Origin of the sequence: Streptomyces yokosukanensis (assembly GCF_001514035.1) — a bacterium.
GTDB classification, from domain to species: domain Bacteria; phylum Actinomycetota; class Actinomycetes; order Streptomycetales; family Streptomycetaceae; genus Streptomyces; species Streptomyces yokosukanensis.
In genome coordinates this window covers 572,331-584,856 of the sequence record NZ_KQ948209.1, presented here as the reverse complement: position 1 = coordinate 584,856, position 12,526 = coordinate 572,331, and the positions used below count along the sequence as shown (strand labels likewise).

The 12,526-nt window shown below is 72.1% G+C and carries 13 protein-coding genes and 3 pseudogenes; 10 read left to right on the top strand and 6 right to left on the bottom strand.

The window, feature by feature from the left end:
* The first annotated feature begins 3 nt into the window (after positions 1–3).
* Positions 4–483, top strand: coding sequence for a roadblock/LC7 domain-containing protein (locus tag AQI95_RS12500; protein WP_067121395.1), 480 nt, complete (start codon positions 4–6; stop codon positions 481–483).
* Between the two features lie 10 nt (positions 484–493).
* On the top strand, positions 494–868 hold the full coding sequence (locus tag AQI95_RS12495) for a roadblock/LC7 domain-containing protein (RefSeq protein ID WP_067121393.1): 375 nt from the start codon (positions 494–496) through the stop codon (positions 866–868).
* A gap of 120 nt (positions 869–988) precedes the next feature.
* On the opposite strand, the gene AQI95_RS12490 is transcribed toward AQI95_RS12495, so the two are convergent.
* From AQI95_RS12490 to AQI95_RS12480, 3 genes are all read right to left on the bottom strand, one after another.
* Positions 989–1,573, bottom strand: a complete 585-nt coding sequence (locus AQI95_RS12490) for a hypothetical protein (RefSeq protein WP_244188715.1) — start codon at positions 1,571–1,573, stop codon at positions 989–991.
* Between the two features lie 85 nt (positions 1,574–1,658).
* A complete protein-coding gene (locus AQI95_RS12485) occupies positions 1,659–2,531 on the bottom strand; it encodes a MurR/RpiR family transcriptional regulator (RefSeq protein WP_067121391.1) in 873 nt (290 codons plus the stop codon).
* A complete protein-coding gene (locus AQI95_RS12480) occupies positions 2,528–4,108 on the bottom strand; it encodes an aromatic amino acid ammonia-lyase (protein ID WP_079071220.1) in 1,581 nt (526 codons plus the stop codon). The genes AQI95_RS12485 and AQI95_RS12480 overlap by 4 nt, the downstream gene beginning before the upstream one ends.
* Before the next feature lie 165 nt (positions 4,109–4,273).
* Between AQI95_RS12480 and AQI95_RS12475 the strand changes: the two are divergent.
* The 4 genes and pseudogenes from AQI95_RS12475 to AQI95_RS48935 all read left to right on the top strand — a co-directional run.
* Positions 4,274–4,483: pseudogene (locus AQI95_RS12475) on the top strand (ABC transporter ATP-binding protein); the annotation flags it as partial.
* 26 nt (positions 4,484–4,509) lie between these two features.
* Positions 4,510–4,752: pseudogene (locus AQI95_RS12470) on the top strand (glycine betaine ABC transporter substrate-binding protein); the annotation flags it as partial.
* A gap of 94 nt (positions 4,753–4,846) precedes the next feature.
* Positions 4,847–5,290: a hypothetical protein gene (locus tag AQI95_RS12465; protein WP_067121382.1), complete on the top strand. Its 444-nt coding sequence runs from the start codon at positions 4,847–4,849 to the stop codon at positions 5,288–5,290.
* Positions 5,291–5,380: 90 nt separating this feature from the next.
* Positions 5,381–5,533: pseudogene (locus AQI95_RS48935) on the top strand (MmyB family transcriptional regulator); the annotation flags it as partial.
* A gap of 342 nt (positions 5,534–5,875) precedes the next feature.
* On the opposite strand, the gene AQI95_RS12455 reads toward AQI95_RS48935, so the two are convergent.
* Complete coding sequence (locus AQI95_RS12455) at positions 5,876–7,264, bottom strand: cystathionine beta-synthase (protein ID WP_067121378.1); 1,389 nt, start codon at positions 7,262–7,264, stop codon at positions 5,876–5,878.
* A gap of 159 nt (positions 7,265–7,423) precedes the next feature.
* Between AQI95_RS12455 and AQI95_RS12450 the strand changes: the two genes are divergently transcribed.
* The 3 genes from AQI95_RS12450 (at position 7,424) to AQI95_RS12440 (ending at position 10,946) form a co-directional block, all read left to right on the top strand.
* Positions 7,424–8,443 (top strand): SGNH/GDSL hydrolase family protein, encoded by a 1,020-nt coding sequence (locus AQI95_RS12450; protein WP_208614148.1) that lies wholly within the window; start codon positions 7,424–7,426, stop codon positions 8,441–8,443.
* A 195-nt stretch (positions 8,444–8,638) separates the two neighbouring features.
* Entirely contained in the window at positions 8,639–9,859 is a 1,221-nt protein-coding gene (locus AQI95_RS12445; RefSeq protein WP_067121374.1) for an acetyl-CoA C-acetyltransferase, read from the top strand.
* A 283-nt stretch (positions 9,860–10,142) separates the two neighbouring features.
* Complete coding sequence (locus tag AQI95_RS12440; RefSeq protein WP_067121372.1) at positions 10,143–10,946, top strand: hypothetical protein; 804 nt, start codon at positions 10,143–10,145, stop codon at positions 10,944–10,946.
* 5 nt (positions 10,947–10,951) lie between these two features.
* On the opposite strand, the gene AQI95_RS12435 is transcribed toward AQI95_RS12440, so the two are convergent.
* Complete coding sequence (locus AQI95_RS12435; protein WP_067121370.1) at positions 10,952–11,263, bottom strand: hypothetical protein; 312 nt, start codon at positions 11,261–11,263, stop codon at positions 10,952–10,954.
* Between the two features lie 99 nt (positions 11,264–11,362).
* Between AQI95_RS12435 and AQI95_RS12430 the strand changes: the two genes are divergently transcribed.
* A complete protein-coding gene (locus tag AQI95_RS12430; protein ID WP_067121368.1) occupies positions 11,363–11,593 on the top strand; it encodes a DUF4287 domain-containing protein in 231 nt (76 codons plus the stop codon).
* A gap of 67 nt (positions 11,594–11,660) precedes the next feature.
* Here the strand turns inward: AQI95_RS12430 and AQI95_RS12425 are convergent, their stop codons facing one another.
* Positions 11,661–12,515, bottom strand: a complete 855-nt coding sequence (locus AQI95_RS12425) for a Bax inhibitor-1/YccA family protein (RefSeq protein ID WP_067121366.1) — start codon at positions 12,513–12,515, stop codon at positions 11,661–11,663.
* Positions 12,516–12,526 lie beyond the last annotated feature (11 nt).

Here is a 12,526-nt window from a genome sequence, read left to right as displayed (position 1 = left end):
CTGATGGTGTCCGAGGAGGACCTCCGAGCCGTCCTGGAGGAGCTGCACCGGCTGCGCAGCCGGGTGCCGCAGCTCACCGGTGCCCTGGCGGCCGGCGTCGACGGTCTCGTCGTCGCCCACGACACGCCCGGAGTCGACCCGGAGGGCCTGTCGGCCCTCACCGCCGCCGTGCTCGGCGTCGCCGTGCGGATCACCGACGCCACCGGGCACGGCGGCTTCCGGGAGCTGCTGGTGCGCGGCGAGCGCGGCTATGTCGCCACCTACGCGGCCGGCCGCACCGCCGTACTGACCCTGCTCACCCAGGACCGGGTCAACGTCGGCCGGCTGCACCTGGAGGGCCGCCGGGCCGGCGCCCGCATCGGGGAGCTGCTCGACGCCGCCGAGGCCACGGCGCAGCCCGTACGCCGGACCACCGCACCCGCGCGCACCCGGAGCACGCGCACACAGCGCGCCGGCACCGCGCCCACCACAACCGAGAGTTGAGAGGATCACCATGACGAACACCGAGACGGCCCTGAAAGAGGCGCTGACCTCCATCGAGGGCGCGACCGGCGTCGCACTCGTCGACTACACCAGCGGAATGGCGCTGGGCACGATGGGCGGCAGCAAGACCTTCGACCTGACCGTGGCCGCCGCCGGCAACACGGACGTGATCCGCGCCAAGATGCGCACGATGGAGCTGCTGGGCCTCAAGGGGCAGATCGAGGACGTCCTGATCACCCTCTCCGACCAGTACCACCTGATCCGCCTGCTCAAGAGCCGCGGCGGCAACGGCCTGTTCCTCTATCTGGTCCTCGACTCGTCCCGCGCCAACCTGGCGATGGCCCGGCACCAGCTGAAGAAGATCGAGGAGGAGCTGGAGATCTGACCGCCGGGGAATCTAGGGCCTGTCCGAAGGGTCCTGCCGGGCACGCGGGGTCTGGCACGCACGCTCAGGCGCACTGAGAAGGCACCGCTCCGGCGCCCGGCCGGACCCATCGGACAGACCCTAGACGAGTTCAGCGGTACGGCGGCGGGTCCCGCCCGGGGCCGCGTCGCCGGCCGCGACGCCCGTACCGCGCAGGCCCTTCACGTTCTTGCCCGCCGGGCGCCCGCCGCGCCGGTCCAGCCAGTCGACACGGACCCACAGCAGCGTCTCCTCGGCGTGCTCGCGCCGTCCGAGCCAGGCGGCCTTCAGCCGCAGCCCGGTGCCGAGTCCGGCCAGCAGCATGCCGCCGGCCGCGGGCAGCGCGAAGGAGGAGCCGAGCGCGACGGCGAAGGCCGACAGCAGCCACCAGCGGTGGCCCCGGCGCCAGTTGCGCACGGTCACCGCCCGGTCCTGCAGCACGTCGTACTTGCCCGCGCGAGCCGTGCCGCGGGCGAGGGCGGCGTAGCGCCCCCGGCGCGCGAGCGCCACGACCGCCGCGCCGACGAGGAACAGCGCGGCCCCGGCGAGCACCCCGATCCGGCGGCCCGTGACCCCGGGCGGCAGCACCCCGATCCCCGCGGCGCACACCCCGAACCACCAAAGCGGTGCGGCCCCGGCCCGTACGACGACGGCCACCCGGGCCAGTCCCTGTCCTCCGCGCGCCACGCTCCGCCTCCTCGTCGTCCCGGCACAGTGCTGTGGCCGGGCACGGTAGCGAGCCGACGTGAGACGAGTCTGAGAGCGCCCGGCGTCACTCCACGAAGAGCCCGCGGGCCGCCGCCTTCGCGTCGAACTCCTCCAGCCGGGCCTGCGCCTCGGGCAGGTCGTCGCAGACCGCCTCCAGCAGCACCCGCCCGAGCAGCATGGGCGCGCACGCGGTGTCGAAGGCCAGCCCGGTGCCGACGGCGGCGGGCAGCAGCAGATCGGAGTACTTGGCGACCGGCGCGAACGCGGAGTCGGCGACGGTGACGGTGGTCAGGCCCACGTCCCTGGCGTAGGCGAGGGTGTCGACGACCTCGCGCGGATGTCGGGGCAGCGCGAAGCACAGCAGCGCGCGGGCGCCCGCGCGGACGGCCGCGTCGATCCGGTCCTGGATCATCGTGCCGCCCTCGTTGAGCAGCCGGACGTCCGGGTGGACCTTGGCGGCGAAGTAGGCGAAGCCGTACGCCTGGGAGGCGGCGGCGCGCAGGCCGAGCACCGGCAGCGGACGGGAGGCGGCGAGGATCCGGCCGGCCCTCTGCACCGGGCGCGGGTCGGCGAGCAGGTCGGCGAGGTGCCTCAGGTTCTCGATCTCGGCCTCGACGGCCTGCTGGTACTCGTTGAATGCGCCCGCCTCGGCGGCCGGTTCGACGGGGACGACCTCGCGCAGATGCCTGCGCAGCGCCGGGTAGCCGTCGAAGCCGAGCGCGACGGCGAACCGGGTCACCGACGGCTGGCTGACCCCGGCCAGTTCGGCCAGCTCCACGCTGGACAGGAAGGGCACGTCGGCGGCCCGCCGCACCATGCTGTGCGCGATCCGGCGCTGGGTCGGGGTGAGCCGGTGGCCCTCGAACAGTGCCTGCAGCCGGTTCGCGGGACTGTCCGAGACGCCGGGTGCTGCCCCCGTACTGCTGTCCACGCTCATGACGTGCTCCCCCTCCAGATGTCCGTGAACCGGTCGAGCAGTGCGGCCGCCCGCGCCACGTCGTCCGTGAGCGGCCGGTCGGCCGGGTCGGCGTCGAGGACCGACTCGGCGAGTACGAACGCCCGGCCGGCCGGCAGCCCTGGATCGGGCCTCAGGTCGCGCTGGCGCAGCGCACGGACGGCGGCGACGAGTTCGCAGCCGACCACCAGACGATACGCACCGCACGCGCGCAGGGTCTGCCGCGCGGCGAGCGAGGCGAAGCTCGCCTGTTCCTCGACGCCCCGGGAGAGTACAGCGTGGCCGAGCGAGGCGGGTGCGGAAAAGGCCCGCAGATCGCCGAGGGCGGCGCCGGCCGCGTACTCCAGGATCATCACGCCCGAGGAGGCCGGTTCCTGGTCGGCGAGGAAGGGGCGCAGCCGGGTGTAGGCGGGCTCGTTGAGCGTGGACAGGCGGGAGGTGGACAGCCGGGCCACCTGGGTCACCGCGAGCCTGAAGTGGTCGAGGGCGAGGGCCAGTTGGGCCTGGTAGAAGCCGCCGTGGTGGTAGGCGGCGAGGTCGTCGGGGACGATGAGCGGGTTCTCGGCGGCCGCATTGATCTCCACGGCCAGCACCTGCTCCAGGGCGTCGGCGGCGTCGTGTGCGGGGCCGTGTATCTGGGGCAGGCAGCGCAGGCCGTAGGGGTCCTGGATCCGGCCGAGCGGCGGGGTGGGCCGGTCGGCGGCGCCGATCAGCTCCCGCATCCGCCGCGCCACCTCGGTGCTGCCCCGGTGCGGGCGGGCGGCGTGCACGGGGGTGGCGTACGCCTCGTGGGAGCCGTCGACGGCGAGCAGGGACAGTGCCGCGACGACCTGGGTGGCGCCGACGAGTCCGCGCAGTTCGTGCAGGGCGAGCGCGGACTGGCCGAGGGTGAGGGCGTTGCTGCTGATCAGGGCGAGGGCGTCGTTGTTGTCGAGGGGCTGCGGCTCGGGGGCGGCGGCACCGCGCCAGGGGTGTTCGCCGGCGAGCGCGAGCCCGACCTGGGCGAGGGCCGCTATGTCGCCGGTGCCGACGGAGCCGAACTCGTTGACGACCGGATGGGCGCCCGTCTCCAGCGCCTCGCACAGGGCGGTGACCACACCGGGCCTGAGGCCGGCACCGCCGGCCAGCAGCTGGTTGGTGCGGACGGCGAGCATCGCGCGCACCTGCCGGGCCGGGAGCTGTTCGCCGATGGCGCCAGCGTGGCTGCGCAGCAGGCGCAGCCCGTGTCCGGCGGCGGCCTCGGTGGGCACGTCCTCGTTCCGGTTGGCGCCGACGCCGGTGGAGCGGCCGTAGACGCGCCCGGTGGCCGCGATCTGCCGGGCGGCGTCCCAGGAGCGCTCCATCCGCCGCACGGCATGGGCCTCGGGGACGGGGCGGGCGATGCCGTCGGCGAGCCGTACGACGTCCTCGACGGCGAGTGCGGACCCGTCCAGGGAGACGGTCGCGGACCGCGCGGACGGCGCGGAGCCGGACGGCACCGCAGACGCCCCTGACGGCGACACGGACTGCGATACGGGCTGCGCCGCGGATTGCCGCGCATCCACGCTGCGAGACGACATCACGCCCAAACTCCCCTCAACCCGGACGTCCCATTGACAACCTATTCAGACACCAAGAACTCTGCATGACGTTATACAGCCGGGCAAGGGACATCTCATGATCCAGTTCGCCCGTCCTGCTCATGGACGAGCCTCCCCCGCAGCCCTGAACGGGCGCGGGAGGTGCCCCCAGGCGCGGTCGACCCGGTGGTCCGCACCCAGCTCCAGGGCGAACTGCTGCGACCGCAGCAGGAGTTGAGCAAGACCATCGCCTTCGTCACGCACGACATCGACGAGGCCGTCCGGCTCGGCGGCCGGATCGCGGTCTTCCGCACCGGCGACCACCTCGTCCAGTGCGCCCCGCCCGCCGAACTCCTCGCCCGCCCGGCCGACGAGCGACACCGACTCGCTCCCCTCCGCCCGCCTTCGTCGTCACCCGCGAGACCGCGAAGAGGTACGGGCTGACGTCCCTCGCGGACCTGAGGAAGCAGAACGGCAAGCTGGTCGTCGGCGCCGCGCCCGAGGTGAAGAAGCGCCAGGCCAGCTCGGTCGGCCTGAAGGACGTGTACGGGGTGGAGTTCAAGGAGTTCAAGTCGCTCGGCTCCGACGGGCCGCCGGTCGAGGGCGCCTTGATGAAGGGCTACGTGGACGTGGCCGACGCCTACGCCCGGCAGCACGGGCTGGTGAAGCAGGCGGCGGCCGTGAAGAGGGGGGCTGTCCCCAGTGCGCCGGGTGTGAGCGCTCCCTAGGGTGGAGCGCATGAGCACACTGGAGTCGCGGGACGCGAGCCTGAAGAAGGACCCGGACCTGCGCAGAGAACTCGACGCCACCGTGCGCGCCCGCACGGAACTCGGCGACGAATACGACGCGGCCCTGGTCGACTCCTTCCTGGAGAAGGTGGAGCAGCGGATCGACGACGCGGTGGACCGCCGGGTGCGGCGCCACCTGGCCGAGCAGCGCATGCAGACCACGCGCGGCACCCGGCGCCCGAAGGACGCCGACACGTGGGTGGAGCGCTTCGGGTTCGCCATCATCTCGCTGGTCCTGGCGATTCCGCTGACCGCCGTCGGTGGCGGCATCGCGGGCACGGCCGGGACGGTGGCCACCTGGGTCGGCATCGTCGGCGTCAACGTCGCCCAGGCGGTACGGCTCAACCCGGAGGTGTTCGGCGCCCGCCGCGCCCCGTCCGACCGGCAGGAGTGAGCGGACCGCCCGCTCACGCCTGCCGGGTCGGCAGGACCACGATCCGGCGGAGGTTGACGTGCCGGGCCGCCCGAGGGCGTAGGCGATGACGTCCGCGAGTGCGCGTACGGCGTGAAGAGGATCCGGCACCCGGTGGCGCGCCTGCCGACCCTCCCGTACGAGACCCTCACGATCCCGGGGAGCCCGGACCGGACGCTCGTGGCGTACACCCCGCAGCCGGGCTCGGAGACGGCCGAGAAGATGTGCGCGGGGACCGCCGCACCCCCGTTGCCGGGGGGCGGGACGACGGCGGTCCCCGCGAAGGACGCGGGCCGGGTCAGGGCCGGGCTTGCGCGTCCGTGGCGTCCATGGAGGTCCGGGAGCCGCTCCGGAGGTCCTTGACGCCGTTCCGCGTCGGCCTGGGCGGGGAGTCTCCCCGAGCTCAACGCCTGGGAGGTACCCCCGTCGCCCTTGCCGACGCCCACCAATCTGCCGGACCTGTGTTAAGCGGGTGCTGCGCGCACGTGACACGCTCGTACCACTTCCGCGAACCCCGCCCCACCTCAAGGCGCCTGGGTAAACCCGCAGTTCACCGCGGGTTCGCCACTACTTCCCGCTCTTCGCCAGGAAGGCCAGCAGGTCCTGCCGGCTGACGACGCCGGTGGGCTTGCCCTCGACCAGGACGATCGCCGCGTCGTCCGAGCCGAGCACGGACATCAGGTCGCCGACCGGCTCACCGGAGCCGACCTGGGGCAGCGGGGCGCACATGTGCTTCTCCAGCGGGTCGTCGAGGGACGCGCGCTTGTTGAACAGGGCGTCCAGCAGCTCCCGTTCCACCACGGACCCGACGACCTCGGCGGCCATCACGTCCGGGTGGCCGGCACCCGGCTTGACGACCGGCATCTGCGAGACGCCGTACTCGCGCAGCACCTCGATGGCCTGTCCGACGGTCTCCTCGGGGTGCATGTGCACGAGGGACGGGATGGAGCCGCCCGCCTTGAAGTTCAGGACGTCGCCGACGCGGGCGCTCGGGCCCTCGTCCTCCAGGAAGCCGTAGTCGGCCATCCATTCGTCGTTGAAGATCTTGCTGAGGTAGCCGCGGCCGCTGTCCGGGAGCAGCACGACCACGACGTCGTCCGGGCCGAGCCGCTCGGCGACCCGCAGCGCGGCCACGACGGCCATCCCGCAGGAGCCGCCCACCAGCAGGCCCTCCTCCTTGGCCAGGCGGCGGGTCATCTGGAAGGCGTCCTTGTCGGACACGGCGACGATCTCGTCGGCGACGGTGCGGTCGTAGGCGGTCGGCCAGAAGTCCTCGCCGACGCCCTCGATCAGGTACGGCCGCCCGGACCCGCCGGAGTACACCGAGCCCTCGGGGTCGGCGCCGATGACCTTGACCTGGCCGTCGCTGGCGTCCTTGAGGTAGCGCCCGGTGCCGGAGATGGTGCCGCCGGTGCCGACGCCCGCCACGAAGTGGGTGATCTTCCCCTCGGTCTGCTCCCACAGCTCGGGGCCGGTCGAGTGATAGTGCGACAGCGGGTTGTTGGGGTTGGAGTACTGGTCGGGCTTCCATGCGCCCGGGGTCTCGCGGACGAGCCGGTCGGAGACGTTGTAGTACGAGTCCGGGTGCTCGGGGTCCACGGCGGTCGGGCAGACGACCACTTCCGCGCCGTACGCGCGCAGCACGTTGATCTTGTCGGTGGAGACCTTGTCAGGGCAGACGAAGATGCACTTGTAGCCCTTCTGCTGGGCCACGATCGCCAGCCCCACACCGGTGTTGCCGCTGGTCGGCTCGACGATCGTGCCGCCCGGCCGCAGCTCCCCGCTCTGCTCGGCGGCCTCGATCATGCGAAGGGCGATCCGGTCCTTCACGGAACCGCCGGGGTTGAAGTACTCCACCTTGGCAAGGACGGTCGCCCGGATGCCCTTGGTCACGTTGTTGAGCCGCACCAGCGGGGTGTTGCCGACGAGGCTGATCATCGAGTCGTGGAATTGCACCGTTGTCTCCGGTCGCTGCAAAAGATGTGGTCGTAGTGGTGTCGCCAGCCTAAGGCCAGCTGTGTGGCGCACGCGGCCGTTCACTCCCCGTTGAGATTGACGTACGGGCCGTACGGGGCAAGGAGTGGATGTACGGCAACGAGGAGGTGGCGGCGACGCATGACGAGCATGTCGAGGGCGAGGGTGGCCCGGCGCATCGCGGCCGGGGCGGCGTACGGCGGCGGCGGGGTCGGGCTGGTCGGCGCGGCCGCGGTCGGGCTGCTGCTGGCGGAGGTGCGGCTGGCCCGGCGCCATGTCGGCAACGGCACCGGTGGCCGTGTCCCGACGGCCGACGGGGTCTACGGCCGCAGCTACGACATCCCCGGTGAGCCACCCCTGCGCCTGGCCATGCTCGGCGACTCCACGGCGGCGGGGCAGGGCGTGCACCGGTCGGGCCAGACGCCGGGCGCGCTGCTGGCCTCAGGACTGGCGGCGGTGGCCGAACGCCCCGTGGACCTGCGCAACGTCGCCCAGCCCGGGGCCCAGTCCGACGACCTGGACCGCCAGGTGGCGCTGGTGCTCTCCGCGTCGTTTCCGGTCCCGGACGTCTGCGTGATCATGATCGGCGCGAACGACGTGACCCACCGGATGCCGCCGACCCGTTCGGTGCGGCATCTGTCGGCGGCGGTACGACGACTGCGCACGGCCGGTGCGGAGGTGGTCGTCGGCACCTGCCCCGACCTCGGCACGATCGAGCCGGTGCAGCAGCCGTTGCGCTGGCTGGCCCGGCGGACCTCCCGGCAACTGGCGGCGGCCCAGACGATCGGGGCCGTGGAGCAGGGCGGACGCACGGTGTCGCTGGGCGACCTGCTGGGCCCCGAGTTCGAGGCGAATCCGAGGGAGTTGTTCGGCCCCGACAACTACCACCCCTCGGTGGAGGGCTACGCGACGGCGGCGATGGCCGTGCTGCCGACGGTGTGCGCGGCGCTGGGCCTGTGGCCGGCGGAGGAGGAACGGCCGGACGTGTCGCGGCGCGAGGGCTTCCTGCCGGTGGCGCGGGCCGCCGCGGAGGCCGCTTCCGAGGCGGGCACGGAGGTCACGGCGGCGATGCCGACCGGGCCGCGGGGACCGTGGGCGCTGCTGAAGCGCAGGCGCCGTCGCCGCGTGCCGGAGGCCGAGCCGGCGACGCCGTCGCTCTGACCCTCCGATCCGGCAGCGGCAAAAGCAAGCGCTTAGTAAACTGCGGTCAGTGTCACACCACCACACCCGTGACCTGGGCCATACGGAGCGGTAACTTCCCAACCGGCCCTGCCCGCAGAACAAGCCTCCCACCCGCCGCCCGACCGCCGCCCCTCAACGAGGCGCTACGCGCCGCCCCTTTCGAACGGAGCCGTGATGCCCGAAGCCGTCATCGTCTCGACCGCCCGCTCCCCCATCGGCCGTGCAGGCAAGGGTTCCCTCAAGGATCTGCGCCCCGACGACCTGACCGCCACGATCATCCAGGCCGCGCTCGCCAAGGTCCCCGAGCTGGACCCCAGGGACATCGACGACCTGATGCTCGGCTGCGGCCTCCCCGGCGGCGAGCAGGGCCACAACCTCGGCCGGATCGTCGCCGTACAGATGGGCATGGACCACCTGCCGGGCTGCACGATCACCCGTTACTGCTCCTCGTCCCTGCAGACCTCCCGCATGGCGCTGCACGCCATCAAGGCCGGCGAGGGCGACGTCTTCATATCGGCCGGTGTCGAGACGGTCTCCCGCTTCGTCAAGGGCAGCTCCGACGGCATGCCGGACACGCACAACCCGCTCTTCGCCGAGGCCGAGGCCCGTACCGCAGCCGTGGCCGGGTCGACCGACTCCACCTGGCACGACCCGCGCGAGGACGGGCTGCTGCCCGACCCCTACATCGCGATGGGCCAGACCGCCGAGAACCTGGCCCGCGCCAAGGGCATCACCCGCCAGGACATGGACGAGTTCGGCGTCCGCTCGCAGAACCTGGCCGAGCAGGCCATCAAGAACGGCTTCTGGGAGCGCGAGATCACCCCGGTGACCCTGCCGGACGGCACGGTCGTCAGCAAGGACGACGGTCCGCGCGCGGGCGTCACCATGGAGGGCGTGGCGGGCCTCAAGCCGGTCTTCCGCCCGGACGGCCTCGTCACCGCCGGCAACTGCTGCCCGCTCAACGACGGCGCCGCCGCCGTCGTCATCATGAGCGACACCAAGGCCCGCGAGCTGGGCCTGACCCCGCTGGCCCGCATCGTGTCGACCGGCGTCTCGGGCCTCTCCCCCGAGATCATGGGCCTCGGCCCGGTCGAGGCGAGCAAGCAGGCGCTGCGGCGGGCCGGCCTCACCATCGACGACATCGACCTGGTCGAGATCAACGAGGCCTTCGCCGCCCAGGTGATCCCCTCCTACCGGGACCTCGGCATCGACCTCGACCGGCTGAACGTCAACGGCGGCGCCATCGCCGTCGGCCACCCCTTCGGCATGACCGGTGCCCGCATCACCGGCACGCTCATCAACTCCCTGCAGTGGCACGACAAGCAGTTCGGCCTGGAGACGATGTGCGTCGGCGGCGGCCAGGGCATGGCGATGGTCATCGAGCGCCTCAGCTGACCCACCGTCCGTAGCGAGTCGGGCACGCCCCGTCAGGATCCGGCCCGGAACCGAGGAATCCCCCAGGTTCCGGGCCTTTCCGTGATCCAATCTCCCCCAGGATGTGACCTATCTCGCTCGCCGGACACATCGGTGCAGGTCAGTGCAGGTCAGTGCAGGTCGCTACGAAAACACAAGGCCAAAGTCCTGTCCGTTTCGTGACGTTACGCACTGACAGCTGGTTAGTCCACCCTTCAAGCTGATGTAGGAAGTCGGGGGTCGACTTTGAACCGGGAGTACGTCAGTGAGCGCCATGCCGATCGCCCTGCTGCTCACCACGGTCGCCACCGGCGCCGTGGGCGTCGCCGTCCTGCGCACCGTCGTGAAGCTGCGCCGCCAGCTCACGGAGCTGCAGCGGCAGCTCGCCGAGAACCAGGCGGCCACCACGCGCGCCCTGCTGCCCAGCGCCCGCAGCCACGCCGACGCCGACCAGATACGCACGGCCGTCGCCGAGGCGCTCGCCGAGGAGCGGGAGCGGGAGCTGGCCGAGGCGCGTGCCTTCTGGGCCGCCCAGGAAGCCCGTGACGCCTCCGACGCCCCGTCCCTGCTGGGCCTGCCCGAGGCCGAGCTGGGCCTGCCCGAGACGGAGCTGTTCCTGCCCCGGCAGAGCGACTTCGCCGGTCTGGAGCCGGTGTCCGAGCAGACCGCCGACACCGACGAGTTCGCCGGGGACTCCCCCGAACTGGCCGCGGCCCGCCGCCGTCACCCCTCGCACCCCGACTTCGTCCCGGTGCAGTCCCCGGCGCTCAACGACCACGAGCGCACGGTCACCACGCTGGAGCAGCTGGCCGCCGAGCACATCGTGCTCTGCGACGTCCGCCCGGGTCCGCTCGGCACCCTCGACGTCTACGTCTTCGCCGACGGCACCACCTTGTGCATGACCCCGGGCCACCGCGAGACCGCCGAGCGCCTCGCGACGGCCGTGGAGGCGGGCGAGGCCCCCCATCTCCTCGGCGGCTCCGGTGTCTCCGGCGCCTACACCCTCACCTTCGCCTGCGGCGAGGACACGGTCTACATCCTGGCCGACCGCGTCATCGCGTCCCTGTAGGGCCCTCAGACCCCCGCCCTCTCCCGCGCCTCCTCGACCACCCGCACCGCCTCGACGACCTCGTCCTCGCTCCGCAACACCACCGCCAAGTCGTGTGCGGCCACAAGAATCTGATCGGCCACCGCGAACATCCCCGCGTCCGGCATCTCCCGAGGCTCGCTCCCGGGCTCCTCGACGGCCTGTGCGCGCCGGGCCAACTCCCTGGCCAGCCCGAGGGCCTCGGCGGCAGCGCCCCGCTGGAGGCGGCTCTGCGGAGCCGCCCGCAACCGGTCGGCGAAGTGATCAACTGCTTTGGTCAAGGGCGTCGTATCAACCACGCGCCGAGCGTAACGTGCCGCACTGTTGCCAATACGCGAACGCTCAGGCACGGTGACGTGAAGGACCGGCTTACATCCCCTTTGCGTTCGGAGGCGCCGATGTCCCAACTCTTCTCCGAGGAGACCCACCGCAATCTGCTCGCCCGCATCCCGCACTGCACCGGTCGTGAAGTCTCCGACTGGCTGCGCACCGTCGAAGAAGGACCGACACTGCTTCGCTTCGAGGAGAAGGTCAGCTGGCTCCGGGGCGAGTACGACCTCGCGTACGGCCACGCGAAGGCGATCGTCCACGAATACGACCTCAGGAGGGCGGCCCGCAAGCTGCTCTAGACGTCGCAGGGCCCCGGGCTGCGACAGCCCGGGGCCCCATTCACTCGACCGGCGTGTCCGCCGATCGCTAATCCCTGAAGATCGCCACCAGTCGCAGCATCTCCACGTAGATCCACACGAGGGTCATGGTGAGGCCGAACGCGGCCAGCCAGGACTCGTTGCGCGGGGCGCCGTAGGCGATGCCGTCCTCGATCTGCTTGAAGTCGAGGGTCAGGAAGAACGCGCCGAGCAGGATCGCGACGATGCCGACGAGCGCGCCGAGCGGACCGAAGCTGCGCAGACCGCCGTTCTCGGCGACGCCGAACGCGACCAGCAGCAGATTGACCGCCATGACCACCATGAACGCCATGGCGATGGCGATGCCCATGCGGGCGTAGCGGGCGGTGACGCGGATCCAGCCGGCCTTGTAGACCAGCAGGGTCGCGCCCGTGACCGCCATGGTGCCGAGCACCGCCTGGAAGGGGGCGCCGCTCCAGCGGCTGTTGTACATCTCGCTGATGACACCGAGGAAGACACCCTCGAAGGCGGCGTACCCGAGGATCAGCGCGGGCGACGGGGTGCGCTTGAAGCTCTGGATCATCGCCAGGACGAACGCGACGATCGCGGAGCCGACGGCCAGGCCGTAGCTGGTCGTCGAGACGGGCAGCAGGGCCCAGGCGAGGACCGCGCCGACGGCGACGGTGCCGAGCGTGATGGCCGAGCGGACGACCACGTCGTCCATGGTCATCCGGTCGGTGGTGACCGGAGCCTGCGGCGGGGCGCCGTGCTGGACGCCGCCCTGGGCGTACGGGTTCTGCGCGTAAGGGTTCTGCGCATACGGGTTGCCCTGTGCGTACCCGGCCTGCGGTGCGGTGTTGAAGCCGGCGTAGCCGTTGTCGCGGCTGAACCCCCGTCGCGAGAAGACCGGGTTACTGCTCCTCATTTCACTCCTCC